This is a genomic window from Halalkalicoccus jeotgali B3 (assembly GCF_000196895.1).
In the GTDB taxonomy this organism is placed as follows: domain Archaea; phylum Halobacteriota; class Halobacteria; order Halobacteriales; family Halalkalicoccaceae; genus Halalkalicoccus; species Halalkalicoccus jeotgali.
Genome location: NC_014300.1, coordinates 1 through 20,652, shown reverse-complemented (window position 1 = coordinate 20,652; position 20,652 = coordinate 1). Strand labels below are relative to the sequence as shown.

The 20,652-nt window shown below is 59.2% G+C and carries 20 protein-coding genes; 11 read left to right on the top strand and 9 right to left on the bottom strand.

The window, feature by feature from the left end:
- Positions 1 to 113 precede the first annotated feature (113 nt).
- The 3 genes from HACJB3_RS18170 to HACJB3_RS18160 form a co-directional block, all read right to left on the bottom strand.
- Entirely contained in the window at positions 114 to 983 is an 870-nt protein-coding gene (locus HACJB3_RS18170) for a class I SAM-dependent methyltransferase (protein WP_013199556.1), read from the bottom strand.
- On the bottom strand, positions 973 to 1,362 hold the full coding sequence (locus tag HACJB3_RS18165; RefSeq protein WP_241430820.1) for a hypothetical protein: 390 nt from the start codon (positions 1,360 to 1,362) through the stop codon (positions 973 to 975). The genes HACJB3_RS18170 and HACJB3_RS18165 overlap by 11 nt, the downstream gene beginning before the upstream one ends.
- Before the next feature lie 74 nt (positions 1,363 to 1,436).
- Positions 1,437 to 2,837 carry a permease gene (locus HACJB3_RS18160; protein WP_013199555.1) on the bottom strand — a complete coding sequence of 467 codons (1,401 nt, stop codon included), beginning with the start codon at positions 2,835 to 2,837 and terminating at the stop codon, positions 1,437 to 1,439.
- Between the two features lie 405 nt (positions 2,838 to 3,242).
- Between HACJB3_RS18160 and HACJB3_RS18155 the strand changes: the two genes are divergently transcribed.
- Entirely contained in the window at positions 3,243 to 3,815 is a 573-nt protein-coding gene (locus HACJB3_RS18155) for a DoxX family protein (protein WP_008414028.1), read from the top strand.
- Positions 3,816 to 4,377: 562 nt separating this feature from the next.
- Here the strand turns inward: HACJB3_RS18155 and HACJB3_RS18150 are convergent.
- Positions 4,378 to 7,008, bottom strand: coding sequence for a heavy metal translocating P-type ATPase (locus tag HACJB3_RS18150; protein ID WP_049934609.1), 2,631 nt, complete (start codon positions 7,006 to 7,008; stop codon positions 4,378 to 4,380).
- Between the two features lie 105 nt (positions 7,009 to 7,113).
- Positions 7,114 to 7,710 (bottom strand): winged helix-turn-helix transcriptional regulator, encoded by a 597-nt coding sequence (locus HACJB3_RS18145; protein WP_013199553.1) that lies wholly within the window; start codon positions 7,708 to 7,710, stop codon positions 7,114 to 7,116.
- 132 nt (positions 7,711 to 7,842) lie between these two features.
- Between HACJB3_RS18145 and HACJB3_RS18140 the strand changes: the two genes are divergently transcribed.
- From HACJB3_RS18140 to HACJB3_RS19435, 7 genes are all read left to right on the top strand, one after another.
- A complete protein-coding gene (locus tag HACJB3_RS18140) occupies positions 7,843 to 8,040 on the top strand; it encodes a heavy-metal-associated domain-containing protein (protein WP_008414035.1) in 198 nt (65 codons plus the stop codon).
- A gap of 83 nt (positions 8,041 to 8,123) precedes the next feature.
- Positions 8,124 to 8,519: a DUF302 domain-containing protein gene (locus HACJB3_RS18135; protein ID WP_008414037.1), complete on the top strand. Its 396-nt coding sequence runs from the start codon at positions 8,124 to 8,126 to the stop codon at positions 8,517 to 8,519.
- Between the two features lie 4 nt (positions 8,520 to 8,523).
- Positions 8,524 to 8,859 (top strand): SHOCT domain-containing protein, encoded by a 336-nt coding sequence (locus HACJB3_RS18130; protein ID WP_008414038.1) that lies wholly within the window; start codon positions 8,524 to 8,526, stop codon positions 8,857 to 8,859.
- Positions 8,860 to 8,869: 10 nt separating this feature from the next.
- Positions 8,870 to 10,363 carry a multicopper oxidase family protein gene (locus HACJB3_RS18125; protein ID WP_049934606.1) on the top strand — a complete coding sequence of 498 codons (1,494 nt, stop codon included), beginning with the start codon at positions 8,870 to 8,872 and terminating at the stop codon, positions 10,361 to 10,363.
- Positions 10,364 to 10,389: 26 nt separating this feature from the next.
- Complete coding sequence (locus HACJB3_RS18120) at positions 10,390 to 12,468, top strand: copper-translocating P-type ATPase (protein ID WP_013199550.1); 2,079 nt, start codon at positions 10,390 to 10,392, stop codon at positions 12,466 to 12,468.
- Positions 12,465 to 13,124 carry a class I SAM-dependent methyltransferase gene (locus HACJB3_RS18115; protein ID WP_013199549.1) on the top strand — a complete coding sequence of 220 codons (660 nt, stop codon included), beginning with the start codon at positions 12,465 to 12,467 and terminating at the stop codon, positions 13,122 to 13,124. Before HACJB3_RS18120 ends, HACJB3_RS18115 begins: the two co-directional genes overlap by 4 nt.
- Before the next feature lie 51 nt (positions 13,125 to 13,175).
- Positions 13,176 to 13,715 carry a DUF63 family protein gene (locus tag HACJB3_RS19435; protein WP_081461331.1) on the top strand — a complete coding sequence of 180 codons (540 nt, stop codon included), beginning with the start codon at positions 13,176 to 13,178 and terminating at the stop codon, positions 13,713 to 13,715.
- Positions 13,716 to 14,529: 814 nt separating this feature from the next.
- Here HACJB3_RS19435 and HACJB3_RS18105 read toward each other — a convergent pair.
- The 4 genes from HACJB3_RS18105 to HACJB3_RS18090 form a co-directional block, all read right to left on the bottom strand.
- Positions 14,530 to 15,114 (bottom strand): potassium channel family protein, encoded by a 585-nt coding sequence (locus HACJB3_RS18105; RefSeq protein ID WP_008414051.1) that lies wholly within the window; start codon positions 15,112 to 15,114, stop codon positions 14,530 to 14,532.
- 33 nt (positions 15,115 to 15,147) lie between these two features.
- Positions 15,148 to 15,375, bottom strand: coding sequence for a pentapeptide repeat-containing protein (locus HACJB3_RS18100; protein WP_148258256.1), 228 nt, complete (start codon positions 15,373 to 15,375; stop codon positions 15,148 to 15,150).
- Positions 15,365 to 15,661: a pentapeptide repeat-containing protein gene (locus HACJB3_RS18095; protein ID WP_238532902.1), complete on the bottom strand. Its 297-nt coding sequence runs from the start codon at positions 15,659 to 15,661 to the stop codon at positions 15,365 to 15,367. Before HACJB3_RS18095 ends, HACJB3_RS18100 begins: the two co-directional genes overlap by 11 nt.
- A 473-nt stretch (positions 15,662 to 16,134) precedes the next feature.
- Positions 16,135 to 16,473: a hypothetical protein gene (locus HACJB3_RS18090; protein ID WP_008414054.1), complete on the bottom strand. Its 339-nt coding sequence runs from the start codon at positions 16,471 to 16,473 to the stop codon at positions 16,135 to 16,137.
- A gap of 255 nt (positions 16,474 to 16,728) precedes the next feature.
- Between HACJB3_RS18090 and HACJB3_RS18085 the strand changes: the two genes are divergently transcribed.
- The 3 genes from HACJB3_RS18085 to HACJB3_RS18075 all read left to right on the top strand — a co-directional run bounded on the left by HACJB3_RS18085 (position 16,729) and on the right by HACJB3_RS18075 (position 20,463).
- Positions 16,729 to 17,325 carry a winged helix-turn-helix transcriptional regulator gene (locus HACJB3_RS18085; protein WP_238532901.1) on the top strand — a complete coding sequence of 199 codons (597 nt, stop codon included), beginning with the start codon at positions 16,729 to 16,731 and terminating at the stop codon, positions 17,323 to 17,325.
- 178 nt (positions 17,326 to 17,503) lie between these two features.
- Complete coding sequence (locus HACJB3_RS19430) at positions 17,504 to 18,265, top strand: recombinase family protein (RefSeq protein WP_008414056.1); 762 nt, start codon at positions 17,504 to 17,506, stop codon at positions 18,263 to 18,265.
- Positions 18,266 to 18,570: 305 nt separating this feature from the next.
- On the top strand, positions 18,571 to 20,463 hold the full coding sequence (locus tag HACJB3_RS18075; protein WP_008414057.1) for a transposase: 1,893 nt from the start codon (positions 18,571 to 18,573) through the stop codon (positions 20,461 to 20,463).
- Positions 20,464 to 20,652 lie beyond the last annotated feature (189 nt).

Here is a 20,652-nt window from a genome sequence, read left to right as displayed (position 1 = left end):
TCATGCACACTCTCATCCGAAATTTAGACAACTGAAATTGGTTTCACTCTACCACTTCATGACAGATCTGCCAGCTCAACTTTTGAGTGTGATGGTGAGGAGTCGAATCTCAGTCACGCTCGCGCATAGATGATGACGTGCCGCAATAACGGAAGTGCTGGATGAGTAGTAGATACCTGCTCAGTGATCGCGTCGCAGTCGATATTACGTCGATCCAGAAACCGCTCGACTGGTTTCAGCAGACCACGCCGAGCCAGAGACAGGTACAATCCCGTCCACTTCTGGAATCGAGCGATGCTGTTGGGACTGATGTCGACTGCCGCATCGAGGTGGAGGCCGCTCACAGCGATAGCTCTCTTGTACTGTTCGAGCGTCGCTATCGGAGCCAGATCCCACGCATCCGCGAACGTATCGACGGTATCGCGCGCCTCCTGTGACAACGATTCGGGTCGAACGAAATCCGAAACGGCAACGAGACCGTCTTCGACGGTCACGCTCGCCATCTCCGTGAGAAATTCACGCTTGTTTGGGAGGTAGGGTGGCGAATCGATGGCGGTACAGACGTTGAACGAGTCACGTTCGAATGGAAGCTGCAACGCGTCACCAACCACGAACTGCGCGTCCACGGTTGCCGCCGCGTTTCGCCTCGCCATCGAGACGTTGCACGGAACGAGGTCGATACCCGTGGTCACAAATCCGTGCTCGGTGGCGAGATGGAGGGTGGGACCACCCCGTCCACAGCCGATATCCAGCAGAGAGACACCGTCCGTCGACCCGAGCCGAGCAGCGATGTCGGAACCGATTCGTTCGGCGAGTCGACGCTGGCTCAATCCGACGAAATGCGGCTGATACCACTCGGAATAGCCGACGTTCAGGAATTGGTTAGTCGGTAAAAACAGGGCGAACGCCTTCCAAATGGCAGCACGCTCTCCCAGAGACGAGAACTGGTCGGCGATGCGCGTTTGACCGTCATCACGGCCCATTCTCTTTCACCTCGGGTTCCGATACTTCCGAAAAACAGCACGTGGAATCCTCACAGCCTGTCAGCTGCTCACAACTCCGCGGTCGGTTGTAATCGATTCCCTTGTGTCGTTTGAGATATGTGACGTAGCCATCGTCGACGCGGTCCAGCTTTTCGTGACAGACCCACTTCTCGCCGTAGCGGCCGGCCAAGAGGCTCCGGTACGGGCAACGAAAGACAGTTCGTTCCATACCGTTGATGCTCGCTGTTTGCTCGATACGGACGCCAACGAGTCGATAGGCGAGCCGCAACCGACGCACGACGGTTTCGGGGGTCTCCGCTCTGAAGAACAATCCGTAGGCGAGGGCGTATCCGAACGCGTGCAGGAGGCGCTCAATCACGGTATTCACTCCCCCCGTGGATGACGCACCACTTCAGGATGGCGTCCATTTGGACAGAGTTCGGTTTACTGTGTTTAGTCATGGTCGTGAGCCTGTCCGCCAGTCGGAGAGGCAATCGGGTGAACGTCGGAGTAGCCGTCGGGATCGTTAGTGAATACACGCTTGCAACTCTCCGAACAGAAGTGGTACGTCTCATCATCGTGAGTGACGGTTGGACCGTCCTCGTCGGTCCGCATCCCACAGACTGGATCCCGGTACTGGCCCGGAGCACCGAGACCCCGCCGATAAACGTAGAAGAGAAATCCCGAGAGCGCAAACGCGATGAGGTTGAGATAGAACGTGTAGTTGAGTTCGAAGTACGTCTGTTCGGTTGCGGTCTGGCCGCCGGCGAGGTTCGGAACGATGCCGAGAACGTCGAACAGCTCTTCCATGAGAAATCCCGAAAAGGCCATCGTTACGAAGAACACGCCGAGGATGTAGGTCATCACTTTCCAACCGTAGTACTTCCGATAGACGTTCAGCACAGGAATCGTGATGAGGTCGGCGTAAACGAACGCGATAACGCCGGCGAAGCTGACGCCGCCGCCCCAGAGCGCGACGGCGAACGGGACGTTGCCCATGCTGCCGACGAAGCTGATGACGGCGATTGCAACGCCCATGATCGCGTTTTCAGCACTGACGAGCAGCCCGTCGCCCTGTAAGAATAGCGCGTTCCAGACCCACTGCGGGATGAACACGATGACGAACCCGGAGATGAGAAAGCCCGCGATGACGTCGGTCCAGATCATCGACCACTCCTTACGATACTGGTTACCGATCTTGTACCAGCCGCCCCATGAGAGCAGTTCGTCGCGCCAGCCACCGCTGCTGGCCATCTCCTGTTCGTAGGTCTCCATGCAGCCCGCTGAACAGAATTTCACTGTCTGGCCCCCGTCGGTGACGAGCGAATACTCGTCTTTGCCTTCCATCCCACAGGTCGGGTCTTCGGTGACACCCTGTTCTCTATCACGCTGGGTGAGTTCCGCTCGCACGTCCTCGAAGAGATTTTCAGGGAGCGTCAGATGAACGAGCAGCGCCATGACGGCGATGAGGATGATCCCGCCGAGGAGTTCGGCGACGAGGAACTCCCAGCCGAGCAGTAGCAGGATCATCAAACCCAGCTCGACGATGAGATTCGTCGAAGCGAACATGAACGCGAGGAAGTTCACAACGTGAGCACCCTTTTTGAATAGCCCTTTGCCGATGGCGACAGCGCCGAAACTACAGCCACTACTCGCGGCACCGAACAGCGTCGCTTTCGTGAGACCGGAGAGGTCTCCCTCACCGAGAACCTTCGCCATACGCTCTTTGGAGACGTACACTTGGACGAGGCTGGTGATGACCAGCCCCATGATGATTGCCCACGCAGCGACCCACAAGAACCCAACGCCGATGCGGAGTGATTCGAGAACTCCATCGACGAGTGTTGTCGGCATAGTTCGAATGAGGTGGGCATCATTTTTGTCGATTGTTGCTCAGAAACCGAAGAAAGAGAGGCGCTATATTGCGGAATTGGAAGACACTATCAACCGGACCCGACGGCAGTATAGAAGAGAATTATTGGCGTCTGCGGACGGAATAAAAGCAGTACACTATTGATTCTCTCTATTTGAAGGCGGATTTCGTCGTATTGAGAGCGGACAAACAACTGACACTATATTGATATGAACAGTAATAATCACGAATATCAATTTGAGCCGTAGATTTCCTCTATCTCGGTTTCAGCTGGATTTTCATGGTTCTATGACCCCTGCTTTAGTTCGAAGGTTGTCGGTGATATTACCGGAACTGTGAAAGCCATAATCGCAATAAAGCATCGACGTGTCAGTAGATACTGTATCATGTCGACGACGAATACGCTCGAAACGGAGATATTGAATCGGTCGGTGAGATTTGACTATTCCGAACGATGGATCGGCTACTCGTTGTTCCTGCTTCGAATCATGATGGGATGGACGCTCTTTCAGGGCGGGATTACCAAACTCATCACGTATCTCGATGATGATCCAGCAAACAACTGGACTGCGGCTGGGTTCTTGACGGGTGCAGTCCCGGAGGGCAATCCACTGATGGGTGCGTGGGTCGATATGGCTGGCAGTCCCCTCATCGACCTGTTGAACATGTGGGGTCTCACGCTGACCGGACTCGCGCTCATCCTCGGTGCGTTCGTCCGATGGAGTGCGTTCTGGGGCGCGGTGATGATGCTGTTTTATTGGGCGGCTAGCCTTGAGGGTGGTCTGCTGGCCGGACTCCCGCTCGCCAACGGCTGGGTCGTCGACGACCACCTCGTGTATGCGGTCCTGTTGTTCGGCTTGGGCGCGTTCGGTGCCGGGCGGATTCTGGGCCTCGATTCCTATCTCGAACAGCTTAGCGTGGTTGAATCCAATCCGTGGCTCCGGTATCTGTTGGGATAAACGGAGCGTAGTGACCAACTATCGCTCCAAGCGTGTTCGCCGGTAGAACACGCCCACTACAAGGAAGATAGCGAGGAGAAGGTAGCCAACCGCCCAGCCGTGGGGACTAACGTATTGACATCGGTGTAAAACCGGTATCGACGATTACGCGAAGGGATGATGCCCGGGAAAGAGCTTCATCCGCAACTCGTAGCTGGACTGGACGAACAGCGGGTCCTGAAACAGTCCGATATCGAGCATCGGCAGGACCAACATAATCCAGATTCCCGCGGTTGGTCGAACACCGCGACGACGGCCACGCGCGAGGGGGCGAACGGCTCCGAGAGTCAGTCATTGATCGCAGTGCTGTCCACGATATCATAAAAATTACTGGTCCCTACATTCCCCGACTTACAGCCAGACAAGAGCGTCGTCTGCCGATTACTCGAAGATGGGTTCGACGTCTATCCCATCGATTGGAACAAGCCTTGAGATCGGTTGGCTTACTGTATCCTTGTTACTTCAGATGTATTCTGATCATTTGATGTGTGAGACTGGTCATAGAGAGAAGGCTTCCGCTTCGTTAGCGGAGGAATCCGAGCAGCTTGTAGTCGTGGTCGGGGGTATACCGCCGGAACAGCAGGCTGTTCGAGAGCACCGAGACGCTCGAAAAGGCCATCGCGGCCGCGGCCAACACCGGTTGGAGCAATCCCAGCGAGGCGAGCGGAATCATCGCCGTGTTGTAGCCGAGCGCCCAGAAGAGGTTTTGCTTGATCTTCTGGAGCGTGCCGTCGGAGATGCGGATGGCCTTCACCACGTCGAGGGGATCGTCGCGCATCAGCGTGACGTCGGCGGCCTCGATAGCGACATCAGTACCGGAGCCGATGGCGGTGCCCACGTAGGCGGTTGCGAGCGCGGGCGCGTCGTTGACGCCGTCGCCGACCATCATCGCCCTCCGACCGTCCTGCTGGATGGCGTCGAGCGCATCGGATTTATCCTCGGGAAGAACCTCCGCGCGAACGTTGTCGGGGTCGATCCCCACCTCTTCGGCGACCGCTCTGGCCGTCCGCTCGTTGTCGCCGGTGATCATATGGACCGCGAGATCCCGTTCGTGGAGCGCCGCAACGGCCTCTTTCGCGCTCTCTTTAACCGTATCGGCGTCAGCCACCAGCCCCAGCAGAGTATCGTTGCTAGCAACCAACATCGCGGTCTTGCCCTCACCTTCGAGCCGTTCGAGTTCGTCCTCGGCGGCCGATGGATCGATGTCATTGTCGCGCATGAGTTTGCGGTTGCCGACGAGCACTTCCTCGCCGTCGACCGTCGCACGGACTCCGTGGCCGGGAACGTTCTCGAAGTTCTCGGGGTCAGTGAGGTCGATGCCGCGCTCTTCAGCGCCCTCAACGATGGCCTGCGCGAGCGGGTGCTCGCTGCCAGCTTCGGCACTCGCCGCAGCGTGGAGTACGGTCTCCTCGTTGATTTCCGTTTCAGCTCCCGGTTCTGCCTCTCCTCTGATCGCCTGTGTACCACCGTCGGCTGCCGTCTCAGCGTCGCCACCGTCAGTGGCGGTGCGAGTGCTGTCGAGCGGAACGACGTCGGTCAGTTCCATTTCACCTTCAGTGAGTGTCCCCGTTTTGTCGAACACTACCGTGTCGACGTCCTTGGCGCGTTCGAGGATGTCACCACCCTTGAACAGCACGCCTGTCTGGGCACCGATAGATGTCCCGACCATTGTCGCCGCCGGCGTCGCCAGCCCGAGCGCACAGGGGCAGGCGATGAGCACGGCGGAGGCGAAGACGACCACAGCGAACTCGAAGATCGAGACCGTACCGCCAGCCACTGCCGGTCCGCCCGCGACGAGTCCCCACAGCGGCAGTGCGCCGACGAATCCTGCGAGTGCTTCGGGGAACAGATACCAGACGAGACCCCACAGCAGCGCGTTCGCTATCACGATAGGCACGAAATACGACGAGATGCGGTCGGCGAGATTCTGAATGTCGGGCTGGCGAGACTGAGCTTCCTTCACAGTCTGGACGATCTGCTGGAGCGCCGTGTCCGCGCCGACCTTGGTCGCTTCAACAGTGAGGACACCATTCTCGTTGATGGTCGAACCCACGACTTCGTCACCTTCCTCCTTTTCGACGGGCACCGACTCGCCGGTGACCATCGACTCGTCGACTGCCGACTGGCCGTCGACCACCACGCCGTCGGTCGGAATCTGCTCACCCGGCCGGATCTTCATCCAGTCGCCGACATCGACCTCATCGAGAGGGACTTCCTCTTCATTTCCATCCTCATCGACGACGGTTGCGGTGTCGGCCTCCATCTCCAAGAGCTGCTGGAGTGCCTCGCTAGCCTGTCCCTTCGAGCGGGCTTCGAGGTAGTTGCCGAGCGTGATGAACACGAGGATCAGCGCGGCGGTGTCGAAGTACAGCCCGCCCGCGAGCAGGCCTAACAGGACCACGACCGAGTAGAGGTACGCGGTCGTCGAGCCGAGCGCAATCAACACGTCCATGTTCGCCGAGCGGTTTTTCACGAGCGCCTTGTACGAGTTCTTGTAGAACGGCCAGCCGAGGACAGCCTGCACGGGCGTCGCAAGTAGGAACTCGACCCAGCCGAACTCAATGCCGAAAATCGTCTCGGGGAGCGCCCCGCCGCCCAAAATGAATTTCTCGATGAGGAACGCGAGCATCGGGAGCGAGAGTGCTGCGCCGAACAGCGTCAGCCGAAGTTGGTGGCGGATCTCTTCGTTCCGTGCGGCGTCGCGCTGGTCCTGCTCGGAGTCCCCACTCCCGTCGTCGCGCACGGGTGAGTAGCCAGCGCTCTCAATCGCATCGTAGAGCTGCTCGCAGTCGGTTTCGGCGGGGTTGTACTCGACGTTCGCCTCGTCGGTCGCGTAGTTGACTTCCGCCGAAATCACGCCAGGAACGTCTTCGAGCGCTTCCTCGTTGGTCTCGGCGCAGTTTGCACACGTCATATCCGTAATGCCAATGGAGGCTGACGTGCTCAGTGCGCTGTACCCGGCGTCGTCGATTGCCGTGTAGATCGCCGCGAGTGACGTTGCTTCCGGGTCGTATTCGACAGTTCCCTCGTCGGTGGCGAAGTTGATGTTCGCCTCGCTCACCCCGTCGAGGTCGGTGAGGGCCTGAGTGATTGTTTGCGAACAGTTCGCACAACTCATGCCCTGTATGTCGAGTTGTGTTTTTCGGTGACTCATCACCAGTAACTACGTGATGCTCGTTTAATGCGGTTGTTCTTATGATACTCAAGGCTCAGGCCTGTGCAGACTTATGGTTCGAAAGTGGTTGCGATGAGAGTCAATCTACCCTGTTGCTTCCTCTTCCATCCGTTCGTACTGCTCTTCAAACCGGGCTTCACACGAGGAACAGCAGAACTGGTGGAGTTCGTCGCCGATACGGGCGGCAGTCCCTTCACGGGTGACGGTATTGCCGCACTCAGCACACGTCAGAGCGAACTTCGTTTCCCTGAGGGTGGGCGTCCATTTGACACCCGTCAGAAGCTGTACGTCGTAGTCCTTGATGCTCCGTACGTCGAGTATCTCTGCAAGCCACGTTGGGACATCGCCATCGACAACGAGTGCGTAGCAGAGGAGATCGTGTTCGGCGGTCGTGAACACGTATTCGACTGCTTCGGCTTCGAGAAGCTCTGCACGGACGGATTCGAACCGTTCCGATTTAACCGTGAGCTTCAGGAGAATGGGAACGCCCTCGTAAAGCTGTGACCGGTCGACATCGACGGTAAAGCGACGGATGATGCCTATCTCCTGTAGCCGCTTGACACGCTCTGAGACAGCCGGTGGCGACAGATCAACCACCTCGGCGATTTCGCTCCACGGCTGACGTGCATCGCTCAGCAACAGGTCGAGGATTTCGAGGTCCGTTTCATCGAGATCGCGCATACTGTTACTGACGGCATCAACCACTAAATGCTCTTCCGAATATCCACTTTGGAACCAACAGCTTCCGGGTCATCAAACCACCACTATCGAAGCAGAAATCGGAATAAATCAGGCGGGCATAGGATTACCTGTATGACGACGACAATCACAGTCGAAGGAATGAGCTGCGAGCACTGTGAACAGACTGTCGAGGAGGCACTTCAGGGCATCTCCGGCGTCTCGGATGTCCGTGCGGATCACGAGGCGGAAAACGCCACAATTGAGGGTGACCCTGACAGCGACGCCATCGTCCGAGCAGTCGAAGACACGGGTTACGAAGCCTCGGTGTGAGCATTCCACCCTATTCCACCGCACAAAAGAAATCCAAGGGACAATATAGTGTAGAAGACACACTACTACACACAACCAAGCCTATGACGTACACGCTCACCACGACCGCCGACGAATCGCTCGACGAAGCAGTGGCCGCGACAACTGATGCACTTGAAGACGAAGGATTCGGTGTCCTCAGCGATATCGATGTCCGTGAGACGCTCAAACAGAAACTCGACGTCGACACTCGACAGTACCGCATCCTCGGTGCATGTAACCCACAGCTCGCCCACGAAGGTCTCGACGAAGAACCCGAACTGGGTGCGCTCCTGCCATGCAACGTCATCGTCTACGAATCCGACGACAGTGTGACCGTGAGCGCGGTCGATCCCGGACAGCTCGTCGGCATCACCGACAACCCCGCGCTTGATTCCATCGCCGAAGAAGTCTACGAGCGCTTCGAGCGCGTCCTTGAAACCGTTGGCGAGGAGGCGTGAGGCGATGGCCAACTCTACTCGGACGGACCTTGCGACGATACTACTGGTCGGTCTCGCCATCCTCGTGTTGGCTCCGATGCTCATGATGGGATTCGCAATGCCGATGATGGGTGGGATGTACGGCTATGGCGCGGGCGGGAACGCCGGACTCGTCGGGCTTCTCGTCCCGCTCGTCGTGCTTCTCGTGGTTCTCGGAGCCGGCTATCTCCTCGTCCGTCGCGTAGCCGGCCACACCGACTCGCGTGATACTGCGCTGGAGGAACTCCGGAGCGCCTACGCACGCGGCGACCTCTCCGACGAGGAGTTCGAAACTCGCCGGGAGAAACTCGAAAGCGACTGACTCCAATTATATGAACCTGGATATCTCTCGACGAGAGCTGCTCGCAGCCACCGGGGGCGCGTCTCTTAGCATGCTTGCCGGCTGTTCGTCTTCGTCGTCGAGCACCGATTCGTCCACGCCGACCGTGGCTTCGGCCCCAGCAAGCGCCGAGCCATCGCCCGAAGCAGCCACCTCGCAGTCACCGACCGTCCCGAAAAACGCTGATCAGCAGCGAACGCTCACTGCCACGACCGGCCCGATTTCGCCCAACGGAACCGAACGCTCGAATCCCGCATGGCTCTACGACGGACAGACGCCCGGACCGGAACTGCGGGTCGCCGAGGGCGACGTGCTTCAGGTCAGCCTCGAAAACCAGCTGCCCGACCCAACGACGATACACTGGCACGGGATTCCGCTCGCCAACCCGATGGACGGCGTGCCGAACGTCACGCAAGCGCCCGTCGAACCCGACGGCACGTTCACCTACACCTTCGAAGCGGTCCCGGCCGGGACGTATTTCTATCACAGTCATATTGGGCTACAGCTCGACCGCCACCTCATCGGCCCGCTCATCGTCGAGGAGGAGTCGCCACACGTTGCGTTCGACCGCGACATCGTCGTGATCTTCAACGATTACCTGCGGGGTGCCCCGCAGCCGGAATCCGAATGGGCCGTTCAGGGCGGAGGCGGTATGGGTGGTGGAATGGGTGGAGGTATGGGTCGCAATCAGATGGACGGTGGTATGAACATGGCCTCACGTCCGGACTACGCGGGCCTGCTCGCAAACGGCCGTCTTCCGTCGAATCCATCGGAGTTCACCATCGAAAAGGGCGAATGGCTCCGAGTCCGATTCATCAACGCCAGCGGGGCGACGACGTTTCGCGTCGGTCTCGGTGGCCATCGACTGAACATCACCCACGCCGATGGCCAGCCCGTCGAACCCGTCACGACCGACTCGTTCGCCTTCGGTCCCGGCGAGCGCTACGATGCAGTCGTCGAAGCGAACAATCCCGGAGCGTGGGCCATCGAGGCCCGGTCGGTCGATGGCGACGAACAACCGGCCACGGCGACGCTGCGCTACGAGGGTGCTACCGGCACTCCACGCAAACCGTCGTTCGATGGCAATCAGCTCGGCTACGGCGACCTTCACGCGGTTGAATCCATCGAGGGGCTACAGGGGTCACCGGACCGGACGTTCGATGTCACCCTCTCGGCAGGCCGCGGTCCGGGAACGTGGCTCATCAACGGCCAGCGATTCCCCGACGCGGACCCGTTTGCCGTGAAGGCTGGCGAGCACGTTCGGATACGGCTGAACAATCGAAGTCCAGTCGCTCACCCAATGCATCTCCACGGACACTTCTTCCACGTCGGCGACGTGCTCAAGGACACGGTGATGGTGCCGGGCCACATGGGCCGGGTCACGATTGACTTCCTCGCGGACAATCCTGGCGAGTGGCTGTTCCACTGTCACAACATCTACCATCTCGACGGCGGTATGGGACGTATCATCGAATACACCGGCTGAACACGAAAACAGGACACTACACTACTATGAGCGAACATTCGATACGTGACGAAACCGAACGAGGAAACGAACCTGCAACCACCGACACACCGCCGACCCACCGGCCCGGCGATAGCGGCGATGACATCGCTCAGACGGACCACTCAGGTCACGAGGAGATGTTCCGCCGACGCTTCTGGATATCGCTGGCTCTCTCGATTCCAGTCATCGTCTTCAGCGAATTCATCCAGGATATCTTCAACTACACCGCACCTGTCTTCCCCGGCAGTGAATGGATAACGCCGATTCTCTCGGTAGTCGTCTTCGCGTATGGGGGCGTGCCGTTCCTCTCGATGGCGCGGACGGAGCTCGAAAACCGCGAGCCGGGCATGATGATGCTCATCTCGCTGGCGATCACCGTCGCGTTCGTCTACTCGCTGGCGAGCCTCGTCCTTCCGGGGACGACGCCGTTTTTCTGGGAGCTCGTAACGCTGATCGACATCATGCTGCTGGGCCACTGGATGGAGATGCGCTCGGTCCGGCAGGCCTCGGGTGCACTTGACGAGCTCGCAAAGCTCATGCCCGACACCGCAGAGCGCGTCACCGAGGGCGGCGACACCGAGGAAGTTCCGATTGATGAGTTGACCGAGGACGACGTCGTGCTCGTCCGTCCGGGCGCGAGCGTCCCTGCCGACGGCGAAGTCATCGAGGGCGAGTCATCGGTCGACGAGTCGATGATAACCGGCGAGTCCCGTCCGGTCGACAAAGATCCTGGTAGCGAAGTCGTCGCCGGGACGGTCAACCAGGACGGCAGCCTCCGTGTGCGGGTGACCACGACGGGTGAGGAGACGACGCTGGCGGGTATCATGCGTCTCGTCGATGAAGCTCAGCAGTCGAAATCCCGGACGCAGTTGCTCGCCGACCAGGCGGCGGGCTGGCTGTTCTACGTCGCGTTGGGTGTTGCGGCTCTCACGCTGGTCGGCTGGGTCATCGCAACTGGCTTCGACATCATGGTCCTCGAACGTGTCGTCACCGTCCTCGTCATCGCGTGTCCGCACGCGCTTGGACTCGCGGTCCCACTCGTAGTTGCAATCAACACCTCGACCGCGGCCCAGAACGGGATGCTCATCCGCGACCGCATTGCCATGGAAGAGTCCCGGAATCTCGATACAGTGATGTTCGATAAAACTGGGACGCTCACCAAGGGTGAGCAGGGCGTCGTCGGCGTCGAGACGGCTGAAGACTGGGACGAAGCACGGGCGTTTGGCGTGGCTGCGGCCGTCGAGGGCGACTCCGAGCACATGATCGCCCGTGCCATCCGGAACGCGGCCGACGAGCGCGACGTCGACCGTCCGCAGGTCTCGGAGTTCGAGAACCTCCGTGGTCTCGGCGTCCGCGCTACCGTGGATGGGACGACTGTGCATCTCGGCGGACCGAACCTCCTCAGAAAATTCGACATCGAGCGGTCCGAATCCATCACGTCGTTCGCCGAAGAAGCCGGCGCGAACGCACAGACGGTCATCTATCTCGTCCGCGAGGAAACCGATGTGGTCGCCGCGTTCGCACTCGCGGACGTCATCCGCGAGGAGAGCCACCAAACGATCCGAGCGCTCCATGATATGGACATCGAGGTGGCGATGATCACCGGCGATTCCGAGGACGTCGCGGCCGCGGTTTCCGAAGAGTTAGACATCGACCAGTACTTCGCTGAGGTGCTTCCCGAGGAGAAGGATCAAATGGTCACGCAGCTGCAAGAGGAGGGAAAGCTCGTTGCAATGGTCGGCGATGGAGTCAACGATGCACCCGCGTTGACGCGGGCCGATGTCGGTATCGCCATCGGCTCCGGTACTGACGTGGCCATTGAATCTGGCGACATCATCCTCGTCGAGAACAACCCGCTCGACGTGATGCGGCTCGTGCGCCTCTCGAAGGCGAGCTACCGGAAGATGCAGGAGAATCTCGTCTGGGCGACCGGCTACAACGTCTTCGCGCTCCCGCTCGCCGCGGGGGTACTCGCACCGATCGGTATCCTGCTTTCGCCCGCAGTGGGCGCAGTATTCATGTCGCTGTCGACGATTATCGTCGCCATCAACGCCCGCCGACTCCGCGGAGTAGACCTCTCGTGAGCGAGCGCGGTCGGTCGATCTACGACTGGTGGAGTCGTCACGAACGCCTGTTCAACCGACTGTACGATGTCGCCTTCCTCGGTCGTGAGACCGAACTCCGCGAGCGGGCGGTGAAGTCGCTTGCGCTCGACTCCGGCGAGCGCGTACTGGAACTCGGCTGTGGTCTGGGCAACTCCTTCGAAGCGCTTCGCACTCGTGTGGGGAGCCAGGGAGCTGTAGTCGGCGTGGACTACAGCCACGGAATGGTGGAGCGCGCCGCCGAACGGGTTCGGCAGGCAGGCTGGAGGAACGTTCATCTAGTACATGGTGATTCAGGGCGTCTCGGAGCCGATGACGGGGCGTTCGATGCGGTCTATGCTGCAATGACGCTGAGTGCCATGCCGAATCCAGCAGACGCGGTCGACACGGCGTACCGAGCGCTGCGTCCCGGCGGTCGGATTGTCGTCCTCGACGCGCAGCCATTTCAAGAGTTCCCGTGGACGATTCTCAACCCCGTGATCGTCCCTCTCTCGAAGTACACGACGAACTGGTTTCCCGAGGAAAACATCCCAACAGCGCTCGCCAGCCGATTCGGATCAACGACGGTAGCCACATTCAACGGTGGAACGATTTTCATCGCTACCGCACGAAAACCGAAGCAGAACGACGAGATATAGTGAGATGAATCAATCAACATCGGTAACCAACGGCCTGATGGCGATTCTCCTATGAGCCAGAGTGGTGTTCGCACGCGGGCAGCGACGGGGTTCGCCACCGGTGCGGCACTCTCTGTGGGAGGACTTCTATGTCTATCCTCGCTTTTGAGTGATGTTGGCCACGTGCACGTCCTATGGCCTACTGTTAGTGTTCTCGGAGCGGTTGCACTCACAGCCATGGTCTGGGTTGCTGTCCATCGCGCCTCGCCACCGGTATCCAAACAGGCTGGCTGGATGGGTGTGTTCGTCGTCTTCGGACAGGCGATTGACGCGGTTTCGACGGCAGTCGGCGTCGACATTCTCGCCGTGTCCGAGCAGGTGCCGCTTTCACGCGCCGTCTTAAATCTCGCTGCGACGCTCCCCACCGCATCGATAATCGGCGTCGGATGGCTCTTCGTCGTCCTCAAGCTGAGTCTCGCAACGGGTCTGGTCTGGGTAGTCGCCACCGACAGCGAAACGACGCCGCTCGGGACGCGGCTTCTCTTTCTCGCAGCGGGGCTCGCCGGTTTCCTCCCCGGAGTTCGAAACCTCGTCCTCTATGCGCTGGCGTGATCGTCCATCATCCCATTAGCTACGGACGACTCACGTGTGGAACCGGCCATCGATTCGGCAACACTCAGGTCACCCTCTCAAAAAGCACATATTCCACCCAGTTTCAGCCATATATATGAGACGACGCACGCTTCTCGCTGTGTCTACAGCGGCTCTGGCCTCTCTTGCAGGTTGTGCCGGTGATTCGGGTGGAGCGAACGAGAGTCCGACGGCCGTTCCACCAACGGGCAAGTCTAGTGATCAATCACCCCAGCAATGTCCCACGTCCACTCCGAGATCAAAGACGATCTCGAAACGAGCTGGAGGAGGTACCGACGAACCGAGCACCACGGCTGTCTCTCGACGAGAGTCCGGAACCGCTTGCAGGGGCGTAAGCAAGATCTCGTTCTATGCGCTTGGCGAGATTGCCGATGGAATTTGGCGTCAGGATACCGTTTGGGTCGATTTCAGCCGTGAAGCGAGCACACGGGTTCGGTTGGTGGTGCTGGAAAACGATACCGTCCTCGGTACGACTCGGGTCGGACAGCCACCGAGTACTGGTACGGCCTCGGCTGGGGTGCCGATTACTCTCAGGACCGAACTTTCAGGGGAGCACACGATTCGTGTGGTCGCGTATCCAGATACGGGTGAGGACGGCGAGTTTACCCCTGCAGGGGTGACTCCCTGTCAGCACGAGGGTGAAATCGTTCGAACAGAACCGACGACGATCGATTTTAGCAGATTTGCCGAGATCACCTCTTCGACGCCACGTGGCACGTAAGCGGTCTCTGGTCACGGCGATGGTATCAACCATCGCTTAATTTGAACGGAACCGTCACCACATGACCCGTCGCGCGAGTACGTAAATCAGAAGCGATGCGATGAACGTCCCGATGAGCGATTCGGCCATCGCGAGCCCTTTCGCATACCCGAGTGGAACCCAGTCGCCATAGCCGAGCGTCGTGAACGTAACGACGCTGAAGTAGAGGCTCTCCGCGAGAATGGCCACCAAATTCCTGATACCAGTGACCGTGGAGGGATCGAGCGGGCCGCCCGTCGCATAGGTGAGAGCTGCCCCCGAACTCGACCGGCGCAACCCGCCGACCGCGGAGAGGGGATAGAGCACTGCACTCAGAACGATCACCACGAGTGCAGTGTAGACCACGTTCCAAATCCCCTCACCGTACTGCATCACCCAGCGTGCGCCTTCGGCTTTCGCCCAGCGAAGGTACTGTCCCCTCGCCCAGACTTGCCGCCGCTGGGTGTCGTGTTGCCGAACGTAATACTCGCTCGCCTGCTGGTTCAGCTTGTTCTCTCGGGAAATGGTTTGCAGTGCGCCGTACGTCCAGATCGCCTTATCCAGTAGATCAACATTCCCATCGGCGACGACAGCGCCGAGTGACTCGTCCTCAGGGATCATCTGCTCGTAGCTACAAACCCCATCGAGGGACGTTCAGTGGTCGATCCGGCAGTTGTCGTGGACACTCCCGTAGAAGTGAGCCCCGGTGAGATCCGCCCCGCGGAGATCGGTTCGGATCATCGCTGCGTACTCTAGGTCCGCCTCGGTAAGATCGGCGTCAACCAGAAGCGTCTCTTTGAGCGTTGCATCCGTCAAGGTCGTCTCACGAAGCATCGCGCGCCTGAGAGTCGTGTTGCTGAGGTGGCGTCGGTTAGTCCGCATCCGAGAGATCGGCGTCTTCGAATCGTGCATGCGAGAGATCGGCACCGACGAGCGTAGCGCCAACGAGGGTCACCTCCGCCCCGCTGACGTGTGAGAGATCCGCCCCATCGAGCGTAGCACGATCCAGGCAGGTGGCGTCGAGAACGCTATCCGAAAAGTCACACCCAGTACAGTTCGCTCGGGAGAGATCGGCGCGACTACAGTCGGCGTTCCGTAGGGTTGCGTTTGTCAGACAGGCATTCCGGAGCGTACAGTCCGCAAACGAGAGGGAAGAACCTATCGACACGTTCGGGAGATACGCCCCGTCCAACCGCTCTCGGTTATCGGTACGGGCCGCGGCGAGCGCATCTACTGGCTTGTTCGCTCGCTCAACGTGTCAGACACAGTGATCGGTGTCTCCCCATGACGGCCGCCAGCAACTGTACGCGCCGGCAGTGTCGGATTCGCTGTCGAAAGAGTAGCTACAACGCTCCGCTGGAGTAGGTGGCGTCTCGTGGGTCAAAGAAGTCATCATGTCCTCACTAGCCATCAGTACGTCCGGAGTCGGGCGTTCTCTTGGTTATTGCGTATCATGGTGCAATCGTCCCCGTTCAAACCGTCGTCTACGAGGGGTTTCCGGTGGGAACCCCCTCAACTGTACTGTCCGGGTATAGTTCGACACACCCGAACTTCCTCTCGGAAGTTGCTTTGGATCAAAAATAACGATCGATTCTGTACTGTCCCGTGCTGAGGAGTCTCCTGCAGCTGTGGAGACCGTATTCAGGCCATGTTCCGGCAGCTTTCTGCACAGCGGGGCAGGATTTCGGCGCAAGCCTGGCAGTGGTCGTGGTCGTGCTGTTCGCACTCCTCAGCACACGCCTCACACGCCTCAGCACAGGCCTCGGCGACCTGAGAGTTGAATTCGGAGTCTCGAACACACAGTCGCGCACACAGCGACGCGAGGTCGGCGACGTCCCGGCAGAGCCGGAGGCATTCGGCCATCCCCTCACCGTGGCCCGCGCACTCGTCGGCACACCACTCACAGACCTCGGCGGCCTCGATGCAGGTATCCACGCACTCTTCCATCTCATCGCTCAGACCGATCTGTTGGACTGCCATTGCACCTCAGATATCGGGCGGATCGTTTTTGTGCTTTCTGGGCAACGATATTCGATTGTTTCACAGATCTATTTCGGGTGGCTTGAGGTAGATTGTGGAACAGTCCCAAAAACGAAAACCACCACGAGGGGATGGTACAGATCTTCTGTTTCGAAGTTAGCGATGAGCAGCAGTACAGACCATTTCTACGCGGTATTCGCTCCCCTTGCAAACGACAGGAGAATGTGTTTGACTCGCCATAGCATACACATAGCCATGACTGGGATCGACGACGTTGATTACGAGATCATCGAGCTGCTGATGGAGAACGCTCGTCACTCCTATCGAGAGATCGCAAAGCAGGTCGACCGTTCGCCACCGACAGTTTCGGATCGCGTTGAACGTCTTCAGGAGATAGGCGTCATCGAACGATTCACCCTTGATATTGATCGGTCGATATTGGTCGAAGGACCGTCGGTACTCGTCGAACTTGATGTTGAACCCAATAGTGATGAAACCGTAGCGAACACGCTCGCTGACACGCCAGCTGTCGAACACATTATTCGAACGCTCGACGCGACGGTATTATTTGTCGCACACGGGAGCGAACAAGACATCCGGGCTCTCCTCTCGGAAACTCTCGATGGTGCACAGATTCGGAGTTACACGGTGCGACTGGTGAGTGAATCAACTTGGAAACCACAGCTGGGTGCAGAGTCGGTCTCGATGGAATGTACCGTCTGTGGAAAATCAGTTGATGACGGCGAGACAGTCGAGTTGGGTGAGCAGACTCACGAAGTCTGCTGTACGTCGTGTGCCTCGAAGATCAAGACACAATACGATGAGCTCAAAGAAGCCGCGGCGAGCGAATGATCTCTAGGGGTTAGACGAAACAGACGTATGATCTGAGTCTATCGTTGTTGACGACTGCATATCGTATGAAAACACCGCGGCAAAACGGACGCGAAAAACAGCTGTTTTTCGCATCGATACGAAAACCCCTGTTCTTTATGTACTGAATCCCGGTACGAATAGGGTGTCCGAATCCACCATGCAGATCGCCGCCTACGTCCGCGTCTCGACCGACGACCAGAACGAGGATCGCCAGATGCGCGCGATCCGCCAGAAGTACAGTGAGACGGAGACATCGAACGAGATCGAGTGGTTCTGTGACCTTGGCGAAAGCGGGGCATCGACCTCCCGGCGGGAGTACCAGCGTCTCCGCGAGCACGTCGCGGAGTACGACGTGGTGGTCGCGCACGAACTCGATCGGCTCGGGCGGTCGTTCGCCGACCTCGCTGGCTTCGTCGAGGACCTCCGCGAGAAAGGCGTTGGCATCGACCTCGTGAACCAACCTATCGGGACGGTCGGCGAGGACGATTGGATGGCCGAGATGATGCTCAACATGATGATGGTGTTCGCCGACGCCGAGCGCAAGATGATCCGCTCGCGCGTCCAGGAGGGTATCGACGCCGCCATCGCCGACGGCAAGCGTGTCGGTCGCCCGCCGTTCGGCTATACCGTTGAGGATGGTTTCCTCCAGCAGATTCCCGCCGAGTACGTCCGCACCCAGACGTTCATCCGCGAGGTCCGCAAGGGCCGTGAGAAGCACGCCACCGCTGGCTTTTTCGAGATTCCCGAGTCAGCGGTCCAGAGCATTCTTGCGCGGGCCGAGGCGAACTACGACGTCCCGTTCGACAACGACCAGTGGCGGCTCGAACGTGCGAAGGTCAGCGCTGGCGAGAAGGACCTCCCGCCGCTCGATGCCCAGAGCAGATACTCTCCCGCACTGACGAGCGTCCCAGAGCAGTAACTGTTCAAGGAAGTGCAAGCGTTCGGAACCATCGGTGCCCCCGAGCGAGAACGACTCGATCATGATCCGGTGACGAGGCGGTCGTCGTACCCGACAGAAACCGATGGGACAACACTCGCCACGCTACCGTAGCCGCGTGTGAACAGCGCCACCTCCGCGCAGTGTTCGTCTGTCGGACGACTTGTGGGTACGGTTAGATATACTATATGAGTCCGAAGTCAACGCCAGAGTCGGACTCAGCCGACACAGATGCACGTATCGACGCGAAATCACCCACCACAAGCCCGCTGGACGACACTGCGGAGATGGTGGCAGCGGCTCTCGTCGCCGACGCCACCGGCTACAATGGCCGGTCACGGTTTTTCGAGGACGACCCCGACGGGACAGGCGATGCTCTCGACGGATTCGTTGCGGATGTCACGACCATCGCGCAATCACAGTGTGAGCGGGCCGGGAGCTACACCGACATCGAGACGCTGGTCTGCCACCTTCCGATCGATCATCTCACGTTCGCCGCACAAGATTCGTTAGCACCGTATTCGGGACGGTATCCGATGGCGATCCACGTTCGAGCGACCCTCCTCATGGAGATCAACGGGTGGGACGAAACTGCCCTCCACGACCACCTCCGAACACATCCTTCGCTGCGCCAGAATCTTGGCTTCGAAACCCTCCCGAATCAATCGACGTTCTGGCGCGCGTGGAACGAACGCTTCAGCGAGAAGCTCCGCGACGCCGTACGGGAGTGTGCTGACTCGATTGTGAGGGCCGCGCGTGCCTGCGGGGTGTCGCTTCCTGACCGGATCGACATCGACGAAGCAGATGAGTCGGACGCCGACGACCCTCCCGAACGTCAACTCGTCGCCGCAAAAACCGACGAGGTGTGGCAGCAGGCCAAACCGTTCGTGACCGACGCCTTCGCGCTCTCTCGTGGCCCGAACTGGCAGATTCATGAGAACGCCTTCTGGGAGCAACATGCCTACATGGGGATGCGCGAGGACATGTACGCCCGCAGCGGCCCCGCGTCGTTCTCACTCGATACCACACGCGAACGGATTCCTACGGGATCGACCCACCGTTACCAGATCGGAAAGCTCTCGGTCGCGGAGATCCGCTCGATGCTTCGCAATACGACGCGGATGCTGATCGCCCGCGCTCGCCAGAACGGCGAGCTCGATGGACCGGTCTTTGCGGCCATCGACGTGACCAAGGGCTTCCCGTTCACCGGTGATCTGGAGGACCACGATGACGATATCCTCGGCTACAAGGACGGCAACGACTACTACCAGTGGGCGGTGCTCAAAATCGTCGGGATGGATGTGCCGCTCGTCCTCGACGCCATTCCGCGCGTGCGAGGTCAGTCGAAAGACGAGATCGTCGAGAAGCTCCTGTCGCAAACGACCGAAATGGTGGATATCGACCTCGTGATGATGGACCGCGAGTTCGACAGCGGCCCTGTGAAGGACACCTGTGAGGAGTACGGCGTCCACTTCCTCAATCCGACACGCATCTTTGAACGCAGTGATGAGGCCGAAACCATCGCGTGGATGTACCGCAACGGCAAACGCTTCCACGTCACCGAGGAAGAGACGCTTGAGGGCACGTCGACACGCAAACAGATCTACCTCCCGCAGCGGTCGAATTCGGACGATGACGAGGACGACAGTCTCTCAGAGGTGTGGACGGAGATGTGCGGCGAGTGGGAGTTCGAGAATGTGGACGGCGAACCGAGCGAGGGGATGTCGTTCTCGCGGCTGCTCGCGGATATCCAGCGAGAAGAGGAAGTCGAAGAGCGCAAGCAGAAAGCCAAGGATGGAGACGTAGACACCGCCGAAACCGTCGTCTTCGAGACCAACCACCCCTACGTGACAGCGCGTGGCACTGACGATCAACGGATGGAGGGGAAGGAATTCATCCACATGATCGAGCGGCTGATCCGGTGGTATCGCCGCCGTTGGGGTATCGAGAACGGCTTTAAGAAGCAGAAACACTTCATGGTGCGAACCACCTCGACTGAACGCGACTATCGGTTCTTCAACTTCGCGTTCGCGTGCGTCCTCTACAACGTGTGGCGACTGGTCGACCTGCTGGTGAAGATCGCCATCGACGGCGAGGACCTCACGTACAAGCCACGAGTGGATGCGAACCAGTTCCTGACCGTGGCGAAACAATACTACGGCCTCGATCCGCCTGATTAACGCCAGACCATCTCTGTGAGCGCCCGGTCATGAGCGACAGCTCTCTTGGACGCTGGTTTGTTTCACGCTTTGAGACACTGGTTCTGAAACCGTGATCCGATTCTGGTCGCGACTCATTTGGTATGTCAAGAAACCGGCTGCAACGAACGTTCGACTCGTGCATTCAGCGGCTACCTAGCCGACATCAGA

What these genes read in the sequence shown, in the direction of transcription:
- HACJB3_RS18170 (WP_013199556.1), bottom strand. Translation starts at nt 983, where the DNA reads ATGGGCCGTGATGACGGTCAAACGCGCATCGCCGACCAGTTCTCGTCT.
- HACJB3_RS18160 (WP_013199555.1), bottom strand. Translation starts at nt 2,837, where the DNA reads ATGCCGACAACACTCGTCGATGGAGTTCTCGAATCACTCCGCATCGGC.
- HACJB3_RS18155 (WP_008414028.1), top strand. Translation starts at nt 3,243, where the DNA reads ATGTCGACGACGAATACGCTCGAAACGGAGATATTGAATCGGTCGGTG.
- HACJB3_RS18150 (WP_049934609.1), bottom strand. Translation starts at nt 7,008, where the DNA reads ATGAGTCACCGAAAAACACAACTCGACATACAGGGCATGAGTTGTGCG.
- HACJB3_RS18145 (WP_013199553.1), bottom strand. Translation starts at nt 7,710, where the DNA reads ATGCGCGATCTCGATGAAACGGACCTCGAAATCCTCGACCTGTTGCTG.
- HACJB3_RS18140 (WP_008414035.1), top strand. Translation starts at nt 7,843, where the DNA reads ATGACGACGACAATCACAGTCGAAGGAATGAGCTGCGAGCACTGTGAA.
- HACJB3_RS18135 (WP_008414037.1), top strand. Translation starts at nt 8,124, where the DNA reads ATGACGTACACGCTCACCACGACCGCCGACGAATCGCTCGACGAAGCA.
- HACJB3_RS18130 (WP_008414038.1), top strand. Translation starts at nt 8,524, where the DNA reads ATGGCCAACTCTACTCGGACGGACCTTGCGACGATACTACTGGTCGGT.
- HACJB3_RS18125 (WP_049934606.1), top strand. Translation starts at nt 8,870, where the DNA reads ATGAACCTGGATATCTCTCGACGAGAGCTGCTCGCAGCCACCGGGGGC.
- HACJB3_RS18120 (WP_013199550.1), top strand. Translation starts at nt 10,390, where the DNA reads ATGAGCGAACATTCGATACGTGACGAAACCGAACGAGGAAACGAACCT.
- HACJB3_RS19435 (WP_081461331.1), top strand. Translation starts at nt 13,176, where the DNA reads ATGAGCCAGAGTGGTGTTCGCACGCGGGCAGCGACGGGGTTCGCCACC.
- HACJB3_RS18105 (WP_008414051.1), bottom strand. Translation starts at nt 15,114, where the DNA reads ATGATCCCTGAGGACGAGTCACTCGGCGCTGTCGTCGCCGATGGGAAT.
- HACJB3_RS18100 (WP_148258256.1), bottom strand. Translation starts at nt 15,375, where the DNA reads ATGCGGACTAACCGACGCCACCTCAGCAACACGACTCTCAGGCGCGCG.
- HACJB3_RS18090 (WP_008414054.1), bottom strand. Translation starts at nt 16,473, where the DNA reads ATGGCAGTCCAACAGATCGGTCTGAGCGATGAGATGGAAGAGTGCGTG.
- HACJB3_RS18085 (WP_238532901.1), top strand. Translation starts at nt 16,729, where the DNA reads ATGACTGGGATCGACGACGTTGATTACGAGATCATCGAGCTGCTGATG.
- HACJB3_RS19430 (WP_008414056.1), top strand. Translation starts at nt 17,504, where the DNA reads ATGCAGATCGCCGCCTACGTCCGCGTCTCGACCGACGACCAGAACGAG.
- HACJB3_RS18075 (WP_008414057.1), top strand. Translation starts at nt 18,571, where the DNA reads ATGGTGGCAGCGGCTCTCGTCGCCGACGCCACCGGCTACAATGGCCGG.